Source organism: Streptomyces sp. NPDC056628 (genome assembly GCF_042792555.1).
In the GTDB taxonomy this organism is placed as follows: Bacteria; Actinomycetota; Actinomycetes; order Streptomycetales; family Streptomycetaceae; genus Streptomyces.
The window spans coordinates 129,643-152,919 of record NZ_JBHTWG010000003.1 but is presented as its reverse complement, the minus strand read 5'-3'; the positions used below and the strand labels follow the sequence as shown (position 1 = coordinate 152,919).

Genomic DNA, 23,277 nt, shown 5'->3' with positions numbered 1-23,277 from the left:
GGGTGCGGGAGGGCGGTGCGGGCGGGCTCCGGTCAGTGCACGCCCATCCAGCTCTCGATGGGGTCGAGGGCGAAGTAGACCAGGAAGACGGCGGTCAGGCCCCACATGAAGGCGCCGATCTCGCGGGCCTTGCCCTGGGCGACGCGGATGGCGACGTACGAGATGACGCCGGCGGCGACACCGGCCGTGATCGAGTACGTGAACGGCATGATCACGACGGTGAGGAAGACCGGGATCGCGGTGGCCCGGTCGGACCAGTCGACGTGCCGGGCGTTCATCATCATCATGGCGCCGATCACGACCAGGGCGGCCGCCGCCACCTCGCCCGGCACGATCGCCGTGAGCGGGGTGAAGAACAGGCAGGCGGCGAAGAACAGCCCGGTGACCACGGAGGACAGGCCCGTGCGGGCGCCCTCCCCGACGCCGGTGGCCGACTCGACGAACACGGTCTGGCCGGAGGCGCCGGCGGCCCCGCCGATCGCGCCGCCCGCGCCGTCGATGAACAGCGCCTTGGACAGGCCCGGCATCCGGCCCTTGTCGTCGGCGAGCTTCGCCTCGGTGCCCACGCCGATGATCGTGGCCATCGCGTCGAAGAACCCGGCGAGCACGAGCGTGAACACGATCATGCCGACGGTCATCGCGCCGACCTCGCCCCAGCCGCCGAACTCGACGTGCCCGAAGAGGGAGAAGTCCGGCATGGACACCGCGCCGCCGTGCAGTTCGGGGGCGCCGCCGGCCCACTGCTTCGGGTCGACGACGTCGAGCGTGTTCAGGGCCACGGCGAGGACCGTGCCGCCGACGATGCCGATGAGGATGGCGCCCGGGACGCCGCGCGCCTGGAGCATGAAGATCGCGAGGAGGGTGACGGCGAAGAGCAGCACCGGCCAGCCGGCCAGTTCACCGGCGGGGCCGAGGGTGACCGGGGTGGCCTCGCCCTGGTGCACGAAACCGGCCTTGTAGAAGCCGATCAGGGCGACGAACAGGCCGATGCCCATGGTGATGGCGTGTTTGAGGGCGAGCGGGATCGCGTTCATGATCAGCTCGCGGAGGCCGGTGACGACCAGCAGCATGATGACGACGCCGTACATCACGCACATGCCCATGGCCTGCGGCCAGGTCATCCGCGGGACGACCTGCGAGGCGAGCACGCCCGAGACGGAGAGGCCGGCGGCGAGGGCGAGCGGCACCTTGCCGAGGAAGCCCATCAGCAGCGTGGTGAGGGCCGCCGCGAACGCGGTCGCGGTGATGAGGGCCTTCTGGGCGAGGGTGTCTCCCGCCACGTCCGCGCCGGACAGGATCAGGGGGTTGAGCAGAAGGATGTACGCCATCGCCATGAAGGTCGTGACGCCACCGCGTACCTCGCGCGCGACCGTGGATCCTCGGCGGGATATGTGGAAGTACCGGTCGAGCCACGACCGGCCGACCGGGACGCGGGTTCCTTCTCCCGCGTCGTCGGCGGTGACCGTGGGCTTGAGCGACTGCTGGGTCATGTGGGCCTGCTCCCAAGGTTCAAAGGGGCACCCGCGTGTGCCGTCGGCGACGTGTGCGGGATTTGGGGAGGTGCACGACCCGGGGGACGGCCCGAGACGAACAGATGGGGCGGTCCTGGGGGGAGCGGGTCCCCCCAGGAGTCAGCCGGTTCGACCCCGGAGGATCACGTACCGGTGAGGTGTTCCGGACGGACCGGCGTGCGGTCGAGCTCCAGTCCTGTCGCGTCCCGGATCGCCGCGAGGACGGCCGGGGTGGACGACAGGGTGGGGGCCTCGCCGACGCCGCGCAGCCCGTACGGCGCGTGTTCGTCGGCGAGTTCGAGCACGTCGACGGGGATGGTCGGCGTGTCGAGGATCGTGGGGATCAGGTAGTCCGTGAAGGAGGGGTTCTTCACCTTGGCCGTCTTCGGGTCGACGATGATCTCCTCCATCACCGCCATGCCCAGTCCCTGGGTGGTGCCGCCCTGGATCTGGCCGACGACGGACAGCGGGTTGAGCGCCTTGCCGACGTCCTGGGCGCAGGCGAGTTCGATCACCTTGACCAGGCCGAGCTCGGTGTCGACCTCGACGACGGCGCGGTGCGCGGCGAACGAGTACTGGACGTGGCCGTTGCCCTGCCCGGTGCGCAGGTCGAAGGGCTCGGTGGGGCGGTGCCGCCACTCGGCCTCGACCTCGACGCTCTCGTCCTCCAGGACGTCCACGAGGTCGGCGAGGACCTCGCCGCCGTCGGTGACGACCTTGCCGCCCTCCAGGAGGAGTTCGGCGGTGGCCCAGGCCGGGTGGTACGAGCCGAACTTGCGCCGCCCGATCTCCAGCACCTTCTCGCGGACCAGCTCGCAGGAGTTCTTCACGGCGCCGCCGGTGACGTACGTCTGCCGGGACGCCGAGGTGGAACCGGCCGAGCCGACCTGGGTGTCCGCCGGGTGGATGGTCACCTGGGCGACGCCGAGCTCGGAGCGGGCGATCTGCGCGTGGACGGTGACGCCGCCCTGGCCGACCTCCGCCATCGCGGTGTGCACGGTGGCGACGGGCTCGCCGCCGACCACCTCCATGCGCACCTTGGCCGTCGAGTAGTCGTCGAAGCCCTCGGAGAAGCCGACGTTCTTGATGCCGACGGCGTAGCCGATGCCGCGGACGACGCCCTCGCCGTGCGTGGTGTTGGACAGGCCGCCGGGCAGCTGCCGGACGTCCGCGCCCTCGCTGGACTCCCACTGGCGCTCCGGCGGCAGCGGCATGGCCTTGACCCGGCGCAGGAGTTCGGCGACGGGGGCCGGCGAGTCGACGGGCTGGCCGGTCGGCATGATCGCGCCCTGTTCCATGGCGTTGCGCTGCCGGAACTCCACAGGGTCCAGGCCCAGTTCCTTGGCCAGCTTGTCCATCTGCGCCTCGTAGGCGAAGCACGCCTGGACCGCGCCGAAGCCGCGCATGGCGCCGCAGGGCGGGTTGTTGGTGTAGAGGGCGATGGCCTCGATGTCGACGTCGTCGACCACGTAGGGGCCGATGGACAGTGAGGAGGCGTTGCCGACCACGGCCGGGGAGGCGGAGGCGTACGCGCCGCCGTCGAGCACGATCCGGCACTTGACGTGGGTCAGCCTGCCGTCGCGGGTCGCCCCGTGCTCGTAGTACAGCTTGGCGGGGTGGCGGTGGACGTGCCCGAAGAAGGACTCGAACCGGTTGTAGACGATCTTGACTGGCTTGCCGGTGCGCAGAGCGAGCAGGCAGGCGTGGATCTGCATGGACAGGTCCTCGCGGCCGCCGAAGGCCCCGCCCACGCCGGACAGCGTCATCCGGACCTTGCGCTCGGGCAGGCCGAGGACGGGCGCGATCTGGCGCAGGTCGCTGTGCAGCCACTGGGTGGCGATGTAGAGGTGGACGCCGCCGTCCTCGTCGGGCACGGCGAGGCCGGACTCGGGGCCGAGGAAGGCCTGGTCCTGCATGCCGAAGGTGTACTCGCCGGTGACGATCACGTCGGCCCGTGCGGCGGCGCGGGCCGCGTCGCCGCGGACGATCGGCTGCCGGTGCACGATGTTCGGGTGCGGGACGTGCCCGGCGTGGTGGTCGTCGCGGTTCTCGTGGACGAGGATCGCGTCGGGGGCGGTCGCGGACGCCTCGTCGGTGATGACGGGCAGGTCCCGGTACTCGACCTTGATCTTGGCGGCGGCGCGGCGCGCGGTCTCCGGGTGGTCGGCGGCGACGAGGGCGACCGGCTCGCCGTGGTGGCGCACCTTGCCGTGGGCGAGGACCGGGGTGTCCTGGATCTCCAGGCCGTAGTTCCGCACCTCGGTCGGCAGGTCGTCGTAGGTCATGACGGCGTACACGCCCGGCGTGGCCAGGGCCTCGGAGGTGTCGATGGACACGATCTCGGCGTGCGCGACGGTGGAGCGCAGGATCTGGCCCCAGAGCATGTCCTCGTGCCACATGTCGGAGGAGTAGGCGAACTCGCCGGTGACCTTGAGGGTGCCGTCGGGGCGGAGCGTGGACTCGCCGATGCCGCCCTTGGTCGGCGCGCCCTGGGTGATCTTCGTGGGGGTTCCGCTGGGGGACGCCATCGTCAGACCGCCTCTCCCTGCCGGGCGGCCGCCAGCCGGACCGCGTCCATGATCTTCTCGTAGCCGGTGCAGCGGCACAGGTTGCCCGACAGGGCCTCGCGGATGTCCGCGTCGGTCGGGGTGGGGTTGCGCTCCAGCATCTCGTCGGCGGCGACCAGCAGGCCGGGCGTGCAGAAGCCGCACTGGACGGCGCCGGCGTCGATGAACGCCTGCTGGATCGGTGCGAGTTCGGTGCCCTCGCCGGTCTGCGAGTCGGTGCCCTTGGCCTGCCAGTTCTTCGCCTCGTCCAGCGAGGTGCCCGCGGAGCCGCCGCAGGACCGCTGCCGGGCGTGGTCCGCGAGACCCTCGACGGTCACGACGTCACGGCCCTCGGCCTGTCCGGCCGCGACCAGGCACGCGCACACCGGGACGCCGTCCAGGCGGACCGTGCAGGACCCGCATTCGCCCTGCTCGCAGGCGTTCTTGGAGCCCGGCAGGCCGAGCCGCTCGCGCAGGACGTAGAGCAGGGACTCGCCCTCCCACACGTCGTCGGCTTCCTGCGGGCGTCCGTTGACAGTGAAGTTGACGCGCATCAGGCGACACTCCCTTCCTGATCGGTCCTGCCGTCAGTGCCGCGGTACGACTCCCAGGTCCAGGTCAGGGTGCGGCGGGCCATGACGCCGACCGCGTGCCGGCGGTAGCTCGCGGTGCCTCGGACGTCGTCGATCGGGTTGCAGGCGGCGGCGCACAGGTCCGCGAACTGCCTGGCGACCGAGGGGGTGATGATCCTGCCGTTGTCCCAGAAGCCGCCCTCCTCCAGCGCGGCGTTCAGGAACTCCTCGGCGGCCTTGGCCCGGATGGGGGTGGGCGCGGCCGAGCCGATGCCGGTGCGGACGGTCCGCGTCCCGGGGTGCAGGGCGAGGCCGAAGGCGCACACGGCGATGACCATGGCGTTGCGGGTGCCGACCTTCGAGTACTGCTGGGGCCCGTCGGCCTTCTTGATGTGCACGGCGCGGATCAGCTCGTCGGGCGCGAGCGCGTTGCGCTTCACGCCGGTGTAGAACTCGTCGATCGGGATGCGGCGGCTGCCGCGGACCGACTCGGCCTCGACCTCGGCGCCGGCGGCCAGCAGGGCGGGGTGGGCGTCACCGGCCGGGGAGGCGGTGCCGAGGTTGCCGCCGACGCCGCCTCGGTTGCGGATCTGCGGGGAGGCCACCGTGTGCGAGGCCAGGGCGAGGCCCGGCAGCTCGGCCCGCAGGTGCTCCATGATGCTGGTGTACGGCACCGAGGCGCCGAGCCGCACGCTGTCCTCGCCGACCTCCCATGCGGAGAGGTCCTCGATCCGGTTCAGGTCGAGGAGGTGCTCGGGCCGGCGGTGGTCGAAGTTGATCTCGACCATCACATCGGTGCCGCCCGCAATCGGCACAGCGGTGGGGTGCTCGGCCTTCGCGGCGAGCGCCTCCTCCCAGCTGGCGGGGCGAAGGAAGTCCATGACCGGCTCTCTTCTTCGTCTCGTGGGTCGTACGGATCGAGCCAGATCGGGTGCGGCGGGCCCGGCTCGTTCATGTGCTGTTCACGCGGAATGACGTCAGTACACAGGCCCGTGCTCCACCGGGGTCAGTCACGGAAACGCTGAAGGAGTTGGCTGGCCACGGCGGGCATCTTGTAGATTCGTATGAACGGAGGACACCCGTAACCTCCCTGCTTCCCCGGGGAAACATCCGGCACGGCTCTGTGACCTGGGACACCGTCCGAAAGACGACGAGCGCGCCGCCCGCGGGGGCCGCTCGCCGGCCCGTGACCGGGCCCGCCACGGACCCCCCATGATCCATCGTAGTTTTCGAGACAAGGAACGGCGGCGACGAGAATGCGGCTGCGCGCACTGCTGGACACCGATGCGCTGGGCCTGAAGCTGCTCGGCGGCGAGGACGAGCTCGACCGCACGGTGCGCGGTGTGATGACCACGGATCTGAGGGACCCCAGCCGCTATCTCTCCGGCGGGGAGCTGGTGCTCACCGGTCTGGCGTGGCGCCGGGACGCCGCGGACTCCGACCCTTTCGTGCGCATCCTCGTGCAGGCCGGTGTGGCGGCTCTGGCGGCCGGTGAGGCCGAGCTCGGGGAGGTCCCGGAGGATCTCTTGGTGGCCTGCGCCCGGCACCGGCTGCCCCTGTTCGCGGTGCACGAGTCGGTGGCGTTCGCGACGGTCACCGAGCATGTCGTCCGGCAGGTCAGCGGCGAGCGGGCCGGGGATCTGGCGGCCGTGGTGGACCGGCACCGCCGGCTGATGACGTCGGGCCCGGCGGGCGGCGGCCCGGACGTGGTCCTCGACCTGCTCGGCTCCGACCTGGACCTGCGGGCCTGGGTGCTGTCGCCGGCGGGACGGCTGATCGCCGGCTCGAAGGCGGCGGGCCCGGCGCTGCCCGCCGATCTGTGCGCGCGGCTGGCGGCCGGGCATCTGGCGGCCGCCCGCTCGGGCCGCCGCGGCCCCCACCGGGTGACGCTGGGCACCACGGTGTACTCGCTCTTCCCGATCCGCAGCGGCGGGCGGGCCGCCGGGGACGCCCGCGAGACGGTGCTGTCGGAGTGGCTGCTGGCCGTGGAGGCGGACGCCGGCGACTGGCCCGCGGAGCGCATCGACCTGCTGCAGGGCGTCACCCAGCTGATCGCGGTGGAGCGCGACCGCCGGGACGCCGCCCGCACGGTGCGGCGCCGTCTCGCGCAGGAGGTCCTGGAGCTGCTCCAGACGGGCGCGGCGCCCGCCGAGATCGCCGCCCGGCTGCGGGTGGCGGCCCCGGTGCTGCTGCCCGGCCTCGGGGCGGCCCCGCACTGGCAGGTGGTGGTCGCCCGGGTCGAGTGGGCGGACGGCGCCATCGAGCCGGGTCCGGCGGCGCAGGCCCTGCTGGAGGAGATCCTGGTGGATCCCCGCGCGACCGGCCCTGAGCCTTCCGACCGCATCGCGGTGGCGCACACCGGTGAGGAGGCGATCGCGCTGGTGCCGCTCCCCGCGGTCTCCGCCGAGCACGACGGCTCCGAGGCCGGCGTCCTCGCCGACGCGCTGCTCGACGCCGTGGCCGAGCCGCTGTCGGCGGGGCTGGACGACGACGGCCGGATCACGCTCGGGGTCAGCGCGGCGGTGCACTCCGCGGAGGGGCTGCGCGGCGCCCTGGAGGAGGCCCGGCACGCGCGCCGGGTCGCCGCGGCCCGGGTGGGGCGGGTGTGCGCGGCCGGCCATCAGGAGCTGGCCTCGCACGTCCTGCTGCTGCCGTTCGTGCCCGACGACGTCCGCCGGGCGTTCACCGCCCGCCTGCTGGATCCGCTGCGGGACTACGACCGCCGGCACCGCGCCGAGCTGATCCCCACGCTGGAGGCGTTCCTCGACTGCGACGGCTCCTGGACGCGGTGCGCGACCCGGCTGCACCTGCACGTCAACACGCTGCGCTACCGGGTCGGCCGGATCGAGCAGTTGACGGGCCGGGACCTGTCCCGGCTGGAGGACAAGCTGGATTTCTTCCTGGCGTTGCGGATGAGCTGAAGCGGCGCGGGGGCGCACAAGGTGGCACCAAGTGCCGCCCGTGTCCCACGACTTTGTGAAATCCTTCACCCACCCTCTTGGCCGGGCGTGCGGATTCGTGCTGAGATGCCGCCACCACTCAACAGCTCGATGGCGTGCTCGGGGAGGGCGAGGTGGCGTATACCGCCATGTCTGGTAACGGAACGACCGCCGGTGACGATCCACTCCAGACCGCGGTATGGCGGCTGCGTTCCCGCGCGTGCTGGGCGGACGCGGCGGCCCTGCTCCAGCCGGTCACCGCACAGGCCGCGCTCCAGCGCGCGTCCCTGCTGGTGGAACGGTGTCTGTACACCGAGCGGGGCTGGGAGGAGGCCGAGGACGCGCTGCGTACGGCCGAGGCGCTGGCCCACACCGACGACGAACGCGGGGCGGCCGCTTGTGAACGGGGGCAGCTTGCGTACGCGGCGACGCTGCACTCCGTGCGCGACCGGGCCGACGAGGCGCGGGCGGCGCTGGGCCGGGCGGCGGCGTTGATCGCGCCAGGGGCGCCGGGCCGGGCCCTGCTCGACTTCCGCCGCGGCCTGCTCGCGGAGAACCTGACGCGCTCGCCCCAGGCGGCCCGCGCGGCCTACCGCCGGGCGCACGCGGGTGCCACGGCGCACGCCGACCCGCTGCTGCTGTCGTTCACCTGGCGGCATCTGGCCGGTCTCGCACTGCGCGACGGGGAGCTGGCCGAGGCGCGGCACGGCTTCGCCGAATCCCTGCGCATCCGCGAGGAGTTGGGCTACCTGGTGGGGACGGCCCCGGCGCTCGCGTCGCTGGCCGACACGGAGACCGAACCGGAGGCGTCCCGTCTGCGCGAGGAGGCCCGGCGACTGTTCCGGCTGCTGGGCGGGGTCCCCACCTGGCTGGCGGAGCAGCTGGCCCCGCTCCCACCGGCGGCGACCGCCTGACAGACCGCGACGGGCGCGCCGGAGGCTGTGCCGGCTGCTGGCCCGGAAACCTGCCTAGCTGGGCGGAACAGCTGCCCCCGGTGCCGCCGGGGGCGCCTGAGGGGCCGTGAGGGGCGTCCTCAGTGGGCGCCGGCGAAGTGTTCGTCCACCAGGGCGCGGACGACCTCGAGGTCGCGGGCGATCAGGGCGTCGAGCAGCGCGGTGTGCTCGGCCGCGTCGGCCAGCAGGTCGGCGTGGCCGCGGCCCGGCGGGCGGGACGGGCCGGTCAGCGGCCACTGGGCGCGACGGTGCAGGTCGTCGGCGATCCGCACGAGCTGGGCGTTGCCGGCGAGGGAGAGCACGGCACGGTGGAAGACGCGGTCGGACTCCGCGTAGGTGGCCCGGCATCCGGTGGCCGCCGCGCGGACCGTCGCCTCGGCCAGCGGGCGCATCTCGGCCCAGCGTTCGGCGGGCACGGCGCGGGCGAGCCGGAGCATGACGGGGACCTCGACGAGCGCCCGGACCTCGGCGAGTTCGGCCAGGTCCCGGGCTCCGCGTTCGACCACCCGGAACCCCCGGTTGGGGACCACCTCGACGGCGCCCTCCAGCGCCAGTTGCTGCATGGCCTCCCGCACCGGGGTCGCCGAGACGCCGAAGCGCTCGCCGAGGGCGGGGGCCGAGTAGACGGCGCCGGGCGCCAGCTCGCCGGTGACGAGCGCGGTGCGCAGGGCGTCGAGGATCTGCCCCCGTACCGAGGCGCGTTGCACGACGGGGCGGGGCGCGGGGAGGGGCCGCTCGCTGTGGGTGTGCTCGCCGCGCGCGGCGGCGGACGGCGTGCCCTGCGCCGGGACCCGGGGTTCCGGCGCGGCCGCCGCGGCCTCCTGGACGTGCGGTGTCCGCGGCCTCCCCGTCGTCGCGGAGCTTCGCGCGCCCTGCTTCACGGGTCCTCCTCCGGGACGGTCGGTACGTGGGGTATTACGGCGGCTTGTTACTCAACCGTCAAGCACCTTAGGCGCAGAACGCGACAGTTCAAACCTCACAGAGATCAGGGTAAGGTAAGGCTTACCTTCAATGCCTCGCGGATTGGCGGCTCCGATGCCCGTGCCCTCCTCAGCCCTCGCGCACGCCTACGCCCGTCTCGCCGAGGTCCTTCCGGGGCTCGACATCGCCCAGCCCGCCACCGACGCGGCGCTCCCCCGGCACGGCGGCTGGGTCACCGCGAGCGCGCTGGCGGAGGGCGGCGACGGACTCGACGCGTTCCTCGCCTGGGACGACGCCCAGGTACTGAGGGACTACGGCCGGTCCGCCCGCCCGGACGTCGTCGCCAGCTTCGGGCTGCACCGCTACGCCTGGCCGGCGTGCCTGCTGATCACCGTGCCGTGGTTCCTGCTCCGCCGCGTCCCGCGCTTCCCCGTGACGCATGTCTCGTACGACCGCACCGACCCCGGCGCACCCCTGGGCCGCCTTGCGGCACGTGCCACCTCCTTCGCCTGCCTGCCCGGCGACCCGGCGGCCGGCCTGCCCGGCGCGCGCGTGGTCCCCGACGAGGAGGCCCTGCGGGCCGAGGTGCGCGCGGCGGTCGCGGAGCACCTGGAGCCGCTCCTCGGCGGCTTCGGCGCCCGGATGCGGCGACGCGGGCGCGCCGTGTGGGGCATGGCGACGGACGAGGTGGTCGAGGGCCTGTGGTACGTGGCGCACCTGTTCGGGGACGGCGAGCAGGAGCGGGCCCGCCGCGAACTGGAGCTGCTGCTGCCGGGGGCGACGAAGCCGTACGTGGGCTCGGCCGCCTTCCGCGAGCTGACCGGTCCGGACGGCGAGGCACTGCCCACCCGCGACCGGGCGAGCTGCTGCATGTTCTACACGCTGCGCCCCGAGGACACCTGCGCGACCTGCCCGCGCACCTGCGACGCCGACCGCCTCGCCAAGCTCCTCGCCGCGACGGCCTGAACGGGCGCGTGGAGCCCAGTTCCCGCGCCCCCGGGGTGAACTGACGCCCCCTCGGGAACGCGTCCACCACCGCGTGCCCTAAGATCACCGGCGAACGGCACTTCCGACTCGGCCACACCCGTTTCACACCTTCCTCACTTCGCGCGGGAACTTTCCGTGGAACCACCCGCACGGGTAGTGTTGTTCGAACTCAACTCCCGCCCCTCAAGCGGCAGTTCGAGCAGAACGCCGCCCTGGGCATCCCCTTGCACCTTCTTGGCGGCCTCTTGCCCCGAAACCCCCTGAGGGCCAGCGGGATTGGGCCACTATGGCGGGCGTTACGCCCTATCCCAATGCAAGGGACCCCAGATGAGATTGACCGACATATCGCTGAACTGGCTGCTTCCGGGCGCCGTGCTGCTCCTGGGCATGCTGACGGCGGTGGCGGTGCTCGCGCGCGGCAAGCGGTCCGGGGAGCACGCGGCCGAGGACTCCTGGGAGCGCAGCGAGGAGCGCCGTCGGCGCAAGGAGGCCATCTACGGCACGGCTTCCTATGTGCTCCTCTTCTGCTGTGCCGCCGTCGCCGCCGCGCTCTCCTTCAAGGGCCTGGTCGGCTTCGGTGAGCAGAACCTGGGCCTCAACGACGGCTGGCAGTACCTCGTGCCGTTCGGTCTCGACGGCGCGGCGATGTTCTGTTCCGTGCTCGCCGTGCGCGAGGCCAGCCACGGCGACGCGGCGCTCGGCTCCCGGATACTCGTGTGGACGTTCGCGGGTGCCGCGGCCTGGTTCAACTGGGTCCACGCGCCCCGTGGCCTGAGCCACGCCGGCGCCCCGCACTTCTTCGCCGGCATGTCCCTGTCGGCGGCCGTGCTGTTCGACCGTGCCCTCAAGCAGACCCGCCGGGCGGCGCTGCGCGAGCAGGGTCTGGTGCCGCGTCCGCTGCCGCAGATCCGCATCGTGCGCTGGCTGCGGGCCCCGCGCGAGACCTACAGGGCCTGGTCGCTCATGCTGCTGGAGAACGTGCGCAGCCTGGACGAGGCGGTCGACGAGGTCCGCGAGGACAAGCGGCACAAGGAGGCGGCCCGGCTGCGCCGCCGCGAGCAGGAGCGCAGGGAGCGCGCCCAGCTCAAGGCCATCAGCCGCGGCCACCGCGGGTTCATCGGCCGCGGCACCGGCCGGCAGGGCGAGCCGCAGGCCCTGGAGCCGGCCTCGTCCCAGGTCACCGCGGAGCCTGCCATATCGGCGCCGGAACCCCTGCCCGCGCGCACGCGCCCTTCCCTTGAGCCGGTACGCATCGGTTCGGAACCGGTGACCGTGGACCTGACCTCGGAGGACGACACGATGGCGCTGCCGCGGCTGGACTCGCTGGAGCGCAAGCTCAAGGACCTGGAGCAGCAGTTCGGCTGAGCCGGTCCTGACGACGGGAAGGGGCGCGACCCACAGCACGGGTCGCGCCCCTTCCCGTCCTCGTCGGCGTCACACGTCGGCGCCGAGTTCGAACCACACCACCTTGCCCACGCCGTGCACGCACACCCCCCAGGCGTCCGCCAGGGACTGGACGAGCAGCAGGCCCCGGCCGTTCGTACCGGTGTCGGCGTCCGGTACGCGCATCCTGGGCCGCCGGGACGCGAAGTCCCGTACCTCCACGCGCAGTCCGTGCGGTCCCACGGTGGCGGTCAGGACCGCGTCCCGGTCGGTGTGCACGAGTGCGTTGGTGACGAGTTCGCTGGTGAGCAGTTCGGCGGTGTCGGAACCACCGGTCCTGCCGCACTGCCACAACAGTTCGCGCAGCGCCCTGCGCGCCTCCGGTACCGCCCGCAGGTCGGCCCGGCCGAGTCTGCGCCTGAGCTGGGAGGTCCGCGTGTGTTCCCCGGCGTCCGCGGTCCCGTCCTCCGCCGTCTTCGCCGAGGAGGCCCCGTACGCCGTGGAACCGCCTCCCCGTGCCTGCCTCTTCATGACCCCCGCCTGCGTGCCGATGTCGGTTCCCCTCCTGGTCGAACACGTTCACGGGAACCCTTCCCCGGTCGCGGTGGCGAACAGTCATGTCCCGTCGTAGACGACCAGGTGTTCGGCCATCGGTGGCCGGTCCCGACAGGTGGGTGAAGGGCCGAACGGCGCGCCGCGGCCGTGCGACGGGCCCGCCGGGCCGCCACCGTCACCCGCCGCGCGCCCGGAAGGGGACGCGACGGGGTTTGCGACGGCATGAGGCGGGGCCGTCCTCCGGTGCGGGCAGGAGAGGGCCGTGCGGCGCCCCGGCCACGGCCGCCGCGCCGACGGGCGCGAGGGCATCGGAACCGGACGGGTTCACGCGGAACGCCGACCCGGCCCTGCCGAAGACGGCGTACCCGGTGCGGACACACCGGTGGACGGGGGTGTCGGCGGCCGAGACCCCTCGGCGCCGACGCCCCCGTCCTGGGAAAGTGGCTGAAACGGGACGCTGTCCGCGCCCGCCGGGGCCGCCCGCCCGACCCCCGTACGGGAGGGCGGCCCCCGTGACGGGCCGGCCGTGCGGTCAGTACAGCTTGTCGACCGCGGTGGTGGTCGTCTTCTTGAACGCCTTCACCGGCGCGTCCGAGAAGTCCCCCATCTGCCCCCACCGGACGAGGGTGACCGTGCCGCCGTCCCGGCCGACCGACGTCAGGCCGATGTCCCTCGCGCCCCACGCCGCGCGGGTGTGCACCCCGTGCACCCGTGCCCCCTCCTCCACCGGCAGCGTGCCGTACGCGCGGTACTCGGCCTTGATCTCGGGGGCGGCGTCGGCCCGCAGCGCACAGCGCCGGACCTCCTGGTCGAGGCGCCGGGCGAGGGCCTTCGCCTTGGCGCCGTCGCCGACCACGACGACGATCTGCTGGGCGTTGGTGTCCAGATCGGTGCGGAAGTCGCGGTGGCGGATGTCGTAGGCGAGCAGCGCCTCACCGAAGCAGAACTCCAGCTCCTCCGGCACCCCGTCGGAGACCGGGCCCGCGGTCCAGCCGGAGGGGTGCGGCGGCAGCTGGGACGCCGAAAGGAACTTCGGGGCGGGCGCCTTGGGCGCGGCGCCGGCCGGTGCGGCGGTGAGCGCGGAGCCGGCGGTGAGTCCCGCCACGGCGAGCGCGGCGAGCACACCGGTGCGGATGGTCCTGGACATGGGTGTCCCCCGTGGGATGAGTCGGTGCGTGACGACCGCGGAAGAGGGCCGCCGCCGACGCCGTTCGGTCGTCGCGGCCCCGTCGGTGCGGCACCAGAAGCATCAGCCGTCACAGCGGGCGGCCGCAAGCGCCGGGCGCCGGTCAGCGACGGTGGAACCATCCCAGCCCCTGTGACGTGCACATACAAGGAGTGCCTGGGATGCCGTCCCGGGACGGACAGGACACGGGGGAACGGGTGTCGGAAGTGCGGGACGACGTCCAGGAGTTCGCGACGCTGCTCAGACGGCTCAAGGAGCGCACCGACCGCAGCTACGGTCAGCTGGCCCGCCGTCTCGCGATGAACACCTCCACGCTGCACCGCTACTGCGCCGGCGAGGCCGTCCCGCTCGACTTCGCCCCCGTGGAGCGGTTCGCGGCACTGTGCGCGGCGACCCCCGAGGAACGGCTGGAACTGCACCGGCTGTGGATCCTCGCGGTGGCGGCCCGGCAGCGGGCGCGCACCCAGGGCGCGAAGCCGGCCGCTCCGGCTCCGGAGCCGGAGGAGACCACCGAGGCGCCGGCGGAGACGGCCGAGGCACCGGCCGAGCCCGCGCCCGACGTCACTCCCCCACCCGCCCCCGCGTCCGCCCGCCCCCGGTCCCGGCGCCGGAGGCTGCTGGTGCTCGCGGCGGCGGCCACCGCCCTCCTCGCCGGTCTCGGCACCCTCGCCGCCCTGCCGGACGACCGGCCCCGCGGTTCGGACCGGGTCCAGGCCGCCGACCCGACCCGTACGACACCCGCGCCCACGTCCCGCCCGTCCCCGCCCCGCTCCCCCGCGCCCACCGCGACCACGGCCTCCCCCTCCCCCGGCGGCTCGAAGAAGTCCGCGTCGCGCGAGGAGGGCGGCAGCGGACCGCCGAAGGGGGCCGGGCGGCCGAAGCCCACGGGCACGCCCCTGACGTGGAGCGTCGACTCGCACGTCTGGCAGGCCGGGTGCGGCCACGACTACGTCCTCACCCGGCCGCCGCAGCAGGTCCCGCCGCCTCCCCCACCGCAGGACGCCCGCACCTGGGCGACCTCCCTGGGCGCGGTGCACGGGGGGCAGACCCTGGTGCGGGTGTCGGTGCAGGGCCGCAGTTCCACGGCTGTCGTCCTGGAGGCGCTGCGGGTCCGGGTCGTGAACCGTGCGGCGCCGCTGAAGGGCACCGTGTACGCGATGGACCGGGGCTGCGGCGGAGCCCTGACACCGCGCTTCTTCGACGTCGACCTGGACAAGGACCGGCCCGTCGCCCGCCCCCAGGACGGCAACGACACCGGCACCCCGATCCCGGCGATGCGGCTGCCCTACCGGGTGTCCGCGACGGATCCGGAAGTGCTGCTGGTCACCGCGGAGACCCGGACCTGCGACTGCTCCTGGTACCTGGAGCTCGACTGGTCCTCGCAGGGCCGCACCGGCACCGTCCGGGTCGACGACGCGGGCCGCCCGTTCCGTACGACGGGCGTCGGGTCGCTGCCGCGCTACGTGTACGAGACGTCCGACCGGGCGTGGGTGCCGTACAGCTGATCACGCCTCCCAGACGGCGGCGGCCGTACGGTCGTCGGCGTAGCCCTTGACCCGGACCTGGGTGTCGGCGAGGAAGTCGGCGAGTCCGGGCGGCCCGGACCCCGACCAGCGCCCCAGGAGGTGGGCCGCGAGTTCGGGTTCGCCGCGCAGGGGGTCGGCGAGACCGCTCGTGCACAGCAGCAGGGTGTCGCCGGGGCGGGCCACGGAGGCGCGGAAGCGGAACGGCTCGCGGGGCGGCTCGGGCGCCGGTTCGTAGGGACTCGGCGGGGTCGGGATGCCGAGGTCCATGGTGAGCCGGTCGCCGTCGGGGGTCTCGGCGGGCAACGAGCCGAAGCCGACGACGGGTTCGCCGGCGGCGTCGGTGACCCGCGGCTCGATGTCCTGCCACTCCCCGTCCCGCAGCCGGAACAGCCCTCCGTCGCCGGCTCCGAAGAAGACCCGCGTCCGGCACGCGGGGTCGGCGGGCAGCAGCAGGCAGCGCAGGGTGGCCGCGTACTCCTCCGGGTCGACGCCCTGTTCGGCGGCGCCGGCGCGGAGCCGCCCGAGGCTGCGGCCGGTGAGGCGGTGCAGCCCGGACTTCAGGTCGCCGCGCCGGCCGGCCCGCATGTCCCGGGCGAGCCGTTCGTGGCTGCGGCCGACGGCCCGGCCGATCCAGTGGCACGCCTCGGCGGCGGCCCGGTGGGCGCCGGTGGTGGCGCGGGCGCCGGTGGCCATCGCGACCAGGACCAGGGCGTGTTCGCCGCTGCCGAAGCGGGCGATGAGCAGGGAGTCGCGGCGGGGCTCGCCCCGGTAGCGGGCGGAGTCGCCGCGCAGGGACACGGCCCGCAGGGTGGCGGTGCCGTAGCGGGCGCCGTCGAGGACGGTGTCGGGGACCAGATCGTCGAGGTCGTCCGGGCCGGCCGGGGGCAGCGCGGTGGGTTCGGGGTCGTAGGTGGGCGGGCCGGCACCCACGTAGTCCAGTGCGCGGGCCGGCCGGTCCCGGGCGGGCGGCGGGGGCGTCTCCTCGTCCGCCGGGGCCGGTTCCGGTTCCACGGTGAAGCCGGGCGGCCTGGGCAGACCGGCGGGGAACGCCGGTGCTTCCCGCCCGGGGGCGTCCGGGTCGGACCGCTGTGCCGGGACGGTGTCGGGCCGCTGGTTCACGGTCCCCGCGGCCGAGGCGTACCGGTCGTCGAGCGAGTCGGGCGCCGCGGACGGGCCCGCGTCCTCGGCGTCGCCGTACAGCCGGCCCCACCAGTCGTCCTCGTGACCGGTGGGCTTGCCCCCCTGCTGATTCATGCCCCCGATTGTTCCCCGCGGGGCCCGGATGGGAACGGGGCATCGGGAAATCCGGCCGCGTACGGCACCGAGAGGGACATGTCGGGTGACAGGGCGAACGGGCGTACGAGGGGGGGCGCCGCGGGCCGTGGGGCCCGGGCGGCAGCCTCTGATCCGCGCGTTCCGACGGGCTCCCGCACTCCGGTCGGATGGGTCTCCCGGGTGGTGCGCTGGGCGCTCCCGCCCGGCGCCCGCGCCCCGACCGGACCGGGCGACGCATGGCGGCGTACGCGGCGGCGGGCTCGTTCCTGGGGGTTCTTCCTGGTTCCGGTGATCGGCTCGGTGCCCGGGTCCCTGGCCGGCGCCTGCCCGGAGGCCCGGCGCCGCCTGAGCCGGCATCGCGAGGCGCGGGCCGTGGTGCGCACGGCGCCGCGCTCGGGCGGCTCCGGCGTGCCGGCGGAGCCGTTCACCTGCCGGCTGGGCGCGGGGGGCCCGGCTGGGCGCGGTGATCTGGGGCTGACGGCTCTCAGGAGAGCGTTCCCTCCAGGGTGAGCAGGCGGATCTTGCGGTCGAGTCCCCCCGCGTACCCCGTCAGGGAGCCGTCGGCACCGATCACCCGGTGGCAGGGGCGTACGACGAGCAGCGGGTTGGCGCCGATCGCGCCGCCGACGGCCCGGACGGCGGGCCGGGAGGCGCCGATGCGTGCGGCGATCTCGCCGTAGGTCGTGGTGGCCCCGTACGGGACGTCGTCCAGGGCGGCCCAGACACGCTCCCTGAACACGCTGCCGTGCGTGCTCAGCTCCAGGTGGAACTCCTTGAGCTCCCCGGCGAAGTAGGCGGCGAGCTGCTCCTCGGCGGCGCGGAAGGGCCCCGGCTCGTGCCGCCAGTCCGCCAGGACCGTCCGGCCGCCCTTCTGGCCCGGCACGGAGACGGAGGTCAGGGCGCCGGTGGCGGGGTCGGCGGTGAGCAGGAGGGGGCCGAGGGGGCTGTCGACCTCGGTCCAGGGGATGCGGGGGGCCATGGCGGTCCTCTCGGTCGTGGTCATCGGGAGTCGGGCTCGCCCGCGGCGCGCAGGTGGCGCAGCGCGTAGGAGCGCCAGGGGCGCCACGCGTAGGGCGGATCGGTGCCGGGCGGCGCCACGTCCGGGTCCGCGAGGGCGCGGGTACGGATCACGGCGCCGGTACGGGCGTCCAGACCGGGCAGGTCCCGCAGGGCACGGTACGCCTCGTCCCGGTCGGCGCCCGCGTCCAGCCGTAGGGCGCCGTCGGCGAGGGCGGCGGTCAGCGCGCCCAGCGGTCCGCCGGGTTCGGCGCCGGCGAGCACGGCGGGCTCGGGGAACAGATGGGTGAGGCCGCCGCTGGGCGCGTCGAGCGCCTTGCCGTACCGGAGGGCCAGTTCGGCGGCCCGCTCGGGCCCGACGAGGGCCCGTACGGCCAGTTCGTCGGGGTCGGCGGCGCCGGGTGAGCGCAGTCCGGGCCGGGCCGCGACCAGGGGGGCGAGCCGGGCGTCGGCGCCGAGCCGCGCGTCGACGGCGTACGGGTCGGCGTCCAGGTCGAACAGGCGCCGCAGCCGCTGCACGGCCGTCGTCAGGTCGCGGAGGTCGGTGAGGTGGAGCCGGGCGTCGAGCCAGCCGCCGGGGTGGGTGGCCCCGCCCCGGCCGGTCGCCGCCGTGCTCTCCGCCACGGCGGCGACGGCACTGCCGTGCGGGAGGCGCAGGGTGCGGCGGTAGAGCCGGTCGCCGGGCGGGCCGGTGACCTCCTCGACGCCGGGCACGGCCTCCTCGGCGAGGAGGTCGAAGACGGTCCCGGCGTGGTACGGGCCCCGGTGGGCGAGCCGCAGCGGGATGCCACCGGACGGGGCGGCCGTACGCCGGTCGGGGCGGCCGCCCCGGGGTGCGGCGGCGCGCAGCTCGCTCGGTGTGCGGGCGTACACGGCCCGGATCGTGTCGTTGAACTGCCGGACGCTGGCGAAGCCGGCGGCGAAGGCGATCTGGGTGATCGGCAGGCCGGTCGTCTGGAGCAGCACCCGGGCGGCGTGGGCCCGCTGGGCGCGGGCCAGCGCGACGGGTCCCGCGCCGAGCTCGGCGGTGAGCTGCCGCTGCACCTGCCGGGTGCTGTAGCCGAGCCGGGCGGCGAGCCCGGCGACGCCCTCCCGGTCGACGATCCCGTCGCCGATCAGCCGCATCGCCCGGCCCACCACGTCCGCCCGCACGTTCCAGGCGGCGGAGCCGGGGACGGCGTCCGGACGGCACCGCCGGCAGGCCCGGAAGCCCGAGCTCTGCGCGGCGGCGGCCGTCGCGAAGAACCGCACGTTCCGCCGCTTCGGCGTGACCGCCGGGCAGCTGGGGCGGCAGTAGACGCCGGTCGTCTCGACGGCGAAGAAGAACTCGCCGTCGAACCGGGCGTCGCGGCTGCGCACCGCCTCGTACCTGCTGTCCTCGTCCTTCACGCTGTCCAGTGTCCGCCGTGCCGGGGGGCGGCGCTGGCGGGAATCGGACACCGAGGAGGGGCAGGTGGAGGAGCGTGCGTCACCGGGTCCGGCCGCGCTTGGCCTCCATGGCGGCCCGGCCCTGCGCCCCCTTCCGCTTCCACTCCCGGCGCAGCTCGGCGCGCAGCCGCGCGTCGGTCTTGGCCACGATGTACTGGTTCTCCCGCATGAGCTTGCGGTAGCTCTCCAGCCGGCGCACCGCCAGCTCACCGGAGTCGATCGCGGCCAGCACGGCGCAGCCCGGTTCGGCCTCGTGGGCGCAGTCGTGGAAGCGGCACCGCTCGGCGAGCTCCTCGATCTCGGAGAAGACCTGCCCGACGCCGGTCCCGGCGTCCCAGAGGCCGACGCCGCGCAGGCCCGGTGTGTCGATGAGGACCCCGCCGCCGGGCAGGGCGAGAAGGTTGCGGGTGGTGGTGGTGTGGCGGCCCTTGCCGTCCACGTCACGGGTCGCCCGCACCTCCATGACGTCCTCGCCGAGCAGCGCGTTGGCGAGGGTGGACTTGCCCGCTCCGGACTGCCCGAGCAGCACGCTGGTGCCGCCGCCGACCAGCGCGACGAGCACGTCGAGGCCGGCCCCGTCCACGCTGCTGACCGGGAGCACGGGCACGCCGGGTGCCGTGGTCTCCACGTCCTGCACGAGGTACGCGAGCGTCACCACGTCCGGCACGAGGTCGGCCTTGGTGAGGACCACGACCGGCTGGGCGCCCGACTCCCAGGCCAGCGCGAGGAACCGCTCGATCCGGCCGAGATCGAGGTCGGCGGCCAGGGAGACGGCGACGATGGCGTGGTCGACGTTGGCCGCGAGGATCTGCCCCTCGGACCGCTTGGAGGAGGTGGACCGCACGAAGGCGGTGCGGCGCGGCAGATACGCCTGGACGTAGCGCGGGTGGGCGCCCGCGGGGTCGACGGCGACCCAGTCGCCCGTGCACACGACCTTCATGGGGTCGTGCGGGGTGACGAAGGCCGTGTCGGCGCGGACGACGCCGTCGGCGGTGACGACGTCGCACTGGCCCCGGTCGGCGCGGACGACGCGTCCGGGGAGGAGTCCTTCGGCCGCGTGCGGGGCGAAGGCGTCCGCCCAGGCCGCGTCCCAGCCGTAGGGGGTGAGCGCGGGGTGGACGGAGGAAGCAGCGGAGCTGGAAGTCAACGGGTGACCCTTCACAGGGGCGGCCCCGGCCGGCGCGCGTGAGGGCGCGCGAGGAGTGTGGTGTCAGCCGGTGGCCACGGAGGTGGACGGGATGGATTGCCTGCGGGCAGCGCTCGTCGCAATGACAGCCATCGGTCGACACCTCCTCGTCACTTCCGCCGGATTGCGGCGGCCATGAGGCCACCGCTGGGGGAACGCCGTCACTCTAGCCGGGTCCCGCGCACCGCCGTCAACGGGTTTTCAGGGTGCAGGCCCGGCCGTCGAGGGTGAGGTCGTACGCCGGGGAGTTGGCGCCCCGCCAGGAGCCCAGGAAGCCGAAGGTGATCTTGCCGCCGGCCGCGACGGACTTGTTGTAGTCGGCCGCGGTGGCGGTGACGCGGGAGCCGTTCTGGGCGAAGGCGGCGTCCCACATCCGGCCGACCCGCTGGCCGTCCCGGAAGGACCAGGCGACGCGCCAGCCGTCCAGGGCGCGGTCGGTGGTGACGGTGACGATGGCCTGGAAGCCGTCGGGCCACTCGTTGACGAGGTCGTAGACGGCCGTGCAGGAGAGGGCTTCGGCCGTGGACGGCCGGGCCGCGTCCGGGCGGGCCGTCGGGGAGGTGGTGCCCCGCGGTCCTGGATCGGGGTCGCGCGGGGCGGGGTGTGTGCCGCGGGAGGCGCTCGCGGACGGTTCCGGGGCCTCACGGGCCGGCCGGGTGGCGGCCGTGACCGGCAGGGAGATCGCGGGGTCGGCGCCCGGGGGGCGTTCGGCGAGGTCGCCGTCGGCCGCGCGGGTGCCGGCGGAGGAGCCGCCCTGGGTCATCGACACCGCGAGGGCCAGCCCGGAGACGAGGACGGCGGTGACGAGCAGGGCGCCGCGCGCCATCCGCGCCTTGTGGGCGCCGGGGCGGGCCGGACCGGTCTCCGCGTCCGCGTCGGGGTGCGCGGCCAGGCGGGCCTCGGCGGCGCGGCGGCGGCGCTCCACATAGGCGAGGCCGCCCCAGCCGAGGACGCCTCCGGCGAGGGCGGCGGGCAGACCTCCGCCGTGCGGCCGCAGACAGGCGGCTGCCTCGGCGCACGGCACACAGGTGGCGAGGTGGCGCGAGAGGTCGCCGGGTATGTCGGCGGCGGGCGAGCGGGTCACGGCGTCGAGGAGGCGGGCGTAGCTGCGGCAGCGCGCGTCCATCGGGGTGTCGAGGTGGTTGCGCCGGCAGCGGTCCCTGAACAGGCCGCGCACCTGGGCCAGTTCGTCGGAGACGGTGGCCGGGTCGAGGCCCAGCCTGCGGGCGACGACGTGCGGCGGCAGCGCCTCGACCTCGGCCAGCCACAGCAGGGCCGCGTCCGGTTCCTGCATGTCCCGCAGTCCGCGCAGCGCGACCGGGCGTCCGAGCGGGGGGCCGGTGTAGCGGGCGGCGTGCTCGGAGTTGAGCCACAGCCGCAGGTCGGGGTCGAGGCCGTCGCCGCGGCCGCCCTCCTCCCAGGCAGCCGCCGTGGTGCGCACGGCGACCAGCAGGAGGGGGATGCGGGGCAGCCGGGCCGGACGGCGGGCGACGCCCGGCCCCGCCCCGGCCTCGCGGGCCTCGCGCAGTCCGGCCGCGAAGGCCTCCGAGGCCAGACGGCCTGCCGACTCGGGGCCGACGGTGCACAGGCCGGCGTACGACAGCACGGCGTCCCAGCACTCGGCGAGCAGGGCGGCCTCGGTGGCGTCCTGAGGGGTCGGCAGGTCCGGCATGAGTCTCCTGCATCCACATCCGAGGACAACTCGCCCATGGCGAAGGGGAGTTGAGGGATACCTCGCGGCAGGGCAGGAGCTTTTCACGTCTCTGTCAGAACTGACAAGCGCTCTGTTCAGATGTCATGACGGACCGTGGTGGGCCCGCATCCGTGGCCCGAGGCACGGATGCGGATCCCGTCCGGCTCGTCCGTGTCCTCACCTATACCGTGGCGGACTCCTCGGCCGGAAGGCTGTCCATGAAGGAACTCACGGAGAACACCGCGCGGCCGGGTCCGGGCGGGCCGTAGCCGGGAGGCGAGGACAGGCCGAACTCCTCCATGGTCTGCCGGTATGCCTGCAGCAGCCGGATGTGGTACTCCAGCGGCGCGCCCTGCGGGTTGGCCTTGCCGAGCGGGGTCGTCGGCTCGGGGCACCAGGTGGTGAAGCGGGGCGTGATGCCCTGGGACATGAAGAAGCGCAGGCCCTCCGTGGTCGACGCGATCGCCTCGTCGACGGTCTTGAAGCCGAACGGCTCGGCCATCTCCACGCCCGCCACGAAGTTGGGGATCACGTTGCGGGCGCCGAAGATCTCCGCCGAGTCCAGGATGCGCTTGTGCCACTCGTCGCGGCCGACGTACCGCTCCTTGCCCGGGCAGTACATCTTGAACAGGTACTCGTCCCACACCTCGTAGTTGGGGTGGTAGATCTGCACGCCGTAGTCCTTGAAGCGCTGCACGTCGTCCTTGGGCAGCGCCTGGGCGACGACCTTGCCGATCCAGCGGCCGGGGAAGCGCTCCTCGATGGCCTTGGCGTAGTGGCCGTAGAAGTCGGCCTCGTCCCGCCCGGAGACGGTCTTGGTGATCGCGCCGCCGGTGAGGGTGTAGGCGGTGGACGCCTTCGCCGTGTCGTACCGGTCGATGATCTCCAGGGCCTCCAGGACCTCCTCGACGTCCTTCACCCCGGTGTAGGGCCGCCCGGCCGCCTTGTGCTGGCGCCAGTTGTGGTTGATATCGCAGTACTGGCACTCCTCCTTGGCGCCGAAGTACTGGCAGACCCGGAAGACGGTCAGGTAGATCAGGTAGCCCCACTGGATGGTGGGGGCGACCTCCATCACCGACTTCCCGTTGGACAGCTTGTGCCGGTAGTACTCGGGCATGGGCGGCACGCCGACGTCCGAGATGCGCTTGCCGTCCAGGTAGAGGCCGAGCACGCCGTGCTCGTCGGCGGCGACCCGGTACGGGGACGACGGGTTCACCCGGACCGACACGACGGTGCGGCGCAGGTCGTAGGGGCCGCCGGTGAGGATGATCTCCTCGGGCGGGCGCCGCAGAGCGGCCTCGCCGAGCTCGGGCAGGGTGCCGTGGTCGAACGAGAAGATGAAGTACGACTTCGGTTTGACCTCACCGCCCTCGTTGTCGCTCAGGGCCGACGGGTCGAAAGCGACCCCGCCCCGGAGCAGATCCTCCTTGAAGACGGCTTCCCGCGGAACGTGCGGGAATCGCTCCATCAGATCCTCGACCAGTGCGGTGCGGCTGCCCATCCGTAATCTCCTCCCGGCTCAGGCGTACGACTCCTCACGGTATGCCCCCGCCCGCGCGCGGGCCGCGCCGGGGCCCCTTCCGAGCCGGTCGGGGGTGT

General features: G+C 74.1%; 18 protein-coding genes. 5 read left to right on the top strand and 13 right to left on the bottom strand.

What is annotated here, in order from left to right:
* Positions 1-32: 32 nt before the first annotated feature.
* The 4 genes from ACFRAC_RS06315 to ACFRAC_RS06300 form a co-directional block, all read right to left on the bottom strand.
* A complete protein-coding gene (locus ACFRAC_RS06315; protein WP_382921554.1) occupies positions 33-1,490 on the bottom strand; it encodes an NCS2 family permease in 1,458 nt (485 codons plus the stop codon).
* 164 nt (positions 1,491-1,654) lie between these two features.
* Positions 1,655-4,039 (bottom strand): xanthine dehydrogenase family protein molybdopterin-binding subunit, encoded by a 2,385-nt coding sequence (locus ACFRAC_RS06310; RefSeq protein ID WP_382921551.1) that lies wholly within the window; start codon positions 4,037-4,039, stop codon positions 1,655-1,657.
* Positions 4,040-4,041: 2 nt separating this feature from the next.
* A complete protein-coding gene (locus ACFRAC_RS06305; protein WP_382921548.1) occupies positions 4,042-4,611 on the bottom strand; it encodes a (2Fe-2S)-binding protein in 570 nt (189 codons plus the stop codon).
* Positions 4,611-5,510, bottom strand: a complete 900-nt coding sequence (locus ACFRAC_RS06300) for an FAD binding domain-containing protein (RefSeq protein WP_382921545.1) — start codon at positions 5,508-5,510, stop codon at positions 4,611-4,613. Before ACFRAC_RS06300 ends, ACFRAC_RS06305 begins: the two co-directional genes overlap by 1 nt.
* Before the next feature lie 375 nt (positions 5,511-5,885).
* Between ACFRAC_RS06300 and ACFRAC_RS06295 the strand changes: the two genes are divergently transcribed.
* Both ACFRAC_RS06295 and ACFRAC_RS06290 read left to right on the top strand, forming a co-directional pair.
* Positions 5,886-7,550, top strand: coding sequence for a PucR family transcriptional regulator (locus tag ACFRAC_RS06295; RefSeq protein WP_382921542.1), 1,665 nt, complete (start codon positions 5,886-5,888; stop codon positions 7,548-7,550).
* A gap of 167 nt (positions 7,551-7,717) precedes the next feature.
* Positions 7,718-8,482, top strand: coding sequence for a hypothetical protein (locus ACFRAC_RS06290; protein ID WP_382921539.1), 765 nt, complete (start codon positions 7,718-7,720; stop codon positions 8,480-8,482).
* Positions 8,483-8,601: 119 nt separating this feature from the next.
* Here ACFRAC_RS06290 and ACFRAC_RS06285 read toward each other — a convergent pair whose 3' ends face one another.
* Complete coding sequence (locus ACFRAC_RS06285; RefSeq protein ID WP_382921536.1) at positions 8,602-9,402, bottom strand: GntR family transcriptional regulator; 801 nt, start codon at positions 9,400-9,402, stop codon at positions 8,602-8,604.
* A gap of 154 nt (positions 9,403-9,556) precedes the next feature.
* On the opposite strand from ACFRAC_RS06285, the gene ACFRAC_RS06280 reads away from it, so the two are divergent.
* A complete protein-coding gene (locus ACFRAC_RS06280; RefSeq protein WP_382921533.1) occupies positions 9,557-10,408 on the top strand; it encodes a (2Fe-2S)-binding protein in 852 nt (283 codons plus the stop codon).
* A 348-nt stretch (positions 10,409-10,756) separates the two neighbouring features.
* Positions 10,757-11,794, top strand: coding sequence for a DUF2637 domain-containing protein (locus ACFRAC_RS06275; RefSeq protein ID WP_382921531.1), 1,038 nt, complete (start codon positions 10,757-10,759; stop codon positions 11,792-11,794).
* Between the two features lie 69 nt (positions 11,795-11,863).
* On the opposite strand, the gene ACFRAC_RS06270 is transcribed toward ACFRAC_RS06275, so the two are convergent.
* Together ACFRAC_RS06270 and ACFRAC_RS06265 are read right to left on the bottom strand one after the other, a co-directional pair.
* A complete protein-coding gene (locus ACFRAC_RS06270) occupies positions 11,864-12,343 on the bottom strand; it encodes an ATP-binding protein (RefSeq protein ID WP_382921528.1) in 480 nt (159 codons plus the stop codon).
* A 556-nt stretch (positions 12,344-12,899) separates the two neighbouring features.
* Positions 12,900-13,514 carry a hypothetical protein gene (locus ACFRAC_RS06265; protein ID WP_382921525.1) on the bottom strand — a complete coding sequence of 205 codons (615 nt, stop codon included), beginning with the start codon at positions 13,512-13,514 and terminating at the stop codon, positions 12,900-12,902.
* Between the two features lie 200 nt (positions 13,515-13,714).
* Between ACFRAC_RS06265 and ACFRAC_RS06260 the strand changes: the two genes are divergently transcribed.
* Positions 13,715-15,058, top strand: coding sequence for a helix-turn-helix domain-containing protein (locus tag ACFRAC_RS06260; protein ID WP_382921522.1), 1,344 nt, complete (start codon positions 13,715-13,717; stop codon positions 15,056-15,058).
* Here ACFRAC_RS06260 and ACFRAC_RS06255 read toward each other — a convergent pair whose 3' ends face one another.
* The 6 genes from ACFRAC_RS06255 to ACFRAC_RS06230 all read right to left on the bottom strand — a co-directional run bounded on the left by ACFRAC_RS06255 (position 15,059) and on the right by ACFRAC_RS06230 (position 23,179).
* A complete protein-coding gene (locus ACFRAC_RS06255) occupies positions 15,059-16,333 on the bottom strand; it encodes a protein phosphatase 2C domain-containing protein (protein WP_382921519.1) in 1,275 nt (424 codons plus the stop codon). It lies immediately after the preceding gene.
* A gap of 505 nt (positions 16,334-16,838) precedes the next feature.
* Entirely contained in the window at positions 16,839-17,357 is a 519-nt protein-coding gene (locus tag ACFRAC_RS06250) for a methylated-DNA--[protein]-cysteine S-methyltransferase (RefSeq protein ID WP_382921516.1), read from the bottom strand.
* Positions 17,354-18,760 (bottom strand): bifunctional transcriptional activator/DNA repair enzyme AdaA, encoded by a 1,407-nt coding sequence (locus ACFRAC_RS06245; RefSeq protein ID WP_382921513.1) that lies wholly within the window; start codon positions 18,758-18,760, stop codon positions 17,354-17,356. Before ACFRAC_RS06245 ends, ACFRAC_RS06250 begins: the two co-directional genes overlap by 4 nt.
* A gap of 79 nt (positions 18,761-18,839) precedes the next feature.
* A complete protein-coding gene (gene rsgA, locus ACFRAC_RS06240; protein WP_382921510.1) occupies positions 18,840-19,946 on the bottom strand; it encodes a ribosome small subunit-dependent GTPase A in 1,107 nt (368 codons plus the stop codon).
* A 229-nt stretch (positions 19,947-20,175) separates the two neighbouring features.
* Positions 20,176-21,657 carry a cellulose binding domain-containing protein gene (locus tag ACFRAC_RS06235; protein WP_382921507.1) on the bottom strand — a complete coding sequence of 494 codons (1,482 nt, stop codon included), beginning with the start codon at positions 21,655-21,657 and terminating at the stop codon, positions 20,176-20,178.
* 202 nt (positions 21,658-21,859) lie between these two features.
* Positions 21,860-23,179, bottom strand: a complete 1,320-nt coding sequence (locus tag ACFRAC_RS06230; RefSeq protein WP_382921504.1) for a radical SAM protein — start codon at positions 23,177-23,179, stop codon at positions 21,860-21,862.
* Between the last annotated feature and the right edge of the window lie 98 nt (positions 23,180-23,277).

Excerpts from the sequence above, each read along its gene's own strand:
- ACFRAC_RS06315 (WP_382921554.1), bottom strand. The coding sequence starts at position 1,490 with ATGACCCAGCAGTCGCTCAAGCCCACGGTCACCGCCGACGACGCGGGA.
- ACFRAC_RS06310 (WP_382921551.1), bottom strand. The coding sequence starts at position 4,039 with ATGGCGTCCCCCAGCGGAACCCCCACGAAGATCACCCAGGGCGCGCCG.
- ACFRAC_RS06305 (WP_382921548.1), bottom strand. The coding sequence starts at position 4,611 with ATGCGCGTCAACTTCACTGTCAACGGACGCCCGCAGGAAGCCGACGAC.
- ACFRAC_RS06300 (WP_382921545.1), bottom strand. The coding sequence starts at position 5,510 with ATGGACTTCCTTCGCCCCGCCAGCTGGGAGGAGGCGCTCGCCGCGAAG.
- ACFRAC_RS06295 (WP_382921542.1), top strand. The coding sequence starts at position 5,886 with ATGCGGCTGCGCGCACTGCTGGACACCGATGCGCTGGGCCTGAAGCTG.
- ACFRAC_RS06290 (WP_382921539.1), top strand. The coding sequence starts at position 7,718 with ATGTCTGGTAACGGAACGACCGCCGGTGACGATCCACTCCAGACCGCG.
- ACFRAC_RS06280 (WP_382921533.1), top strand. The coding sequence starts at position 9,557 with ATGCCCGTGCCCTCCTCAGCCCTCGCGCACGCCTACGCCCGTCTCGCC.
- ACFRAC_RS06275 (WP_382921531.1), top strand. The coding sequence starts at position 10,757 with ATGAGATTGACCGACATATCGCTGAACTGGCTGCTTCCGGGCGCCGTG.
- ACFRAC_RS06270 (WP_382921528.1), bottom strand. The coding sequence starts at position 12,343 with ATGAAGAGGCAGGCACGGGGAGGCGGTTCCACGGCGTACGGGGCCTCC.
- ACFRAC_RS06265 (WP_382921525.1), bottom strand. The coding sequence starts at position 13,514 with ATGTCCAGGACCATCCGCACCGGTGTGCTCGCCGCGCTCGCCGTGGCG.
- ACFRAC_RS06260 (WP_382921522.1), top strand. The coding sequence starts at position 13,715 with ATGCCGTCCCGGGACGGACAGGACACGGGGGAACGGGTGTCGGAAGTG.
- ACFRAC_RS06255 (WP_382921519.1), bottom strand. The coding sequence starts at position 16,333 with ATGAATCAGCAGGGGGGCAAGCCCACCGGTCACGAGGACGACTGGTGG.
- ACFRAC_RS06250 (WP_382921516.1), bottom strand. The coding sequence starts at position 17,357 with ATGACCACGACCGAGAGGACCGCCATGGCCCCCCGCATCCCCTGGACC.
- ACFRAC_RS06235 (WP_382921507.1), bottom strand. The coding sequence starts at position 21,657 with ATGCCGGACCTGCCGACCCCTCAGGACGCCACCGAGGCCGCCCTGCTC.
- ACFRAC_RS06230 (WP_382921504.1), bottom strand. The coding sequence starts at position 23,179 with ATGGGCAGCCGCACCGCACTGGTCGAGGATCTGATGGAGCGATTCCCG.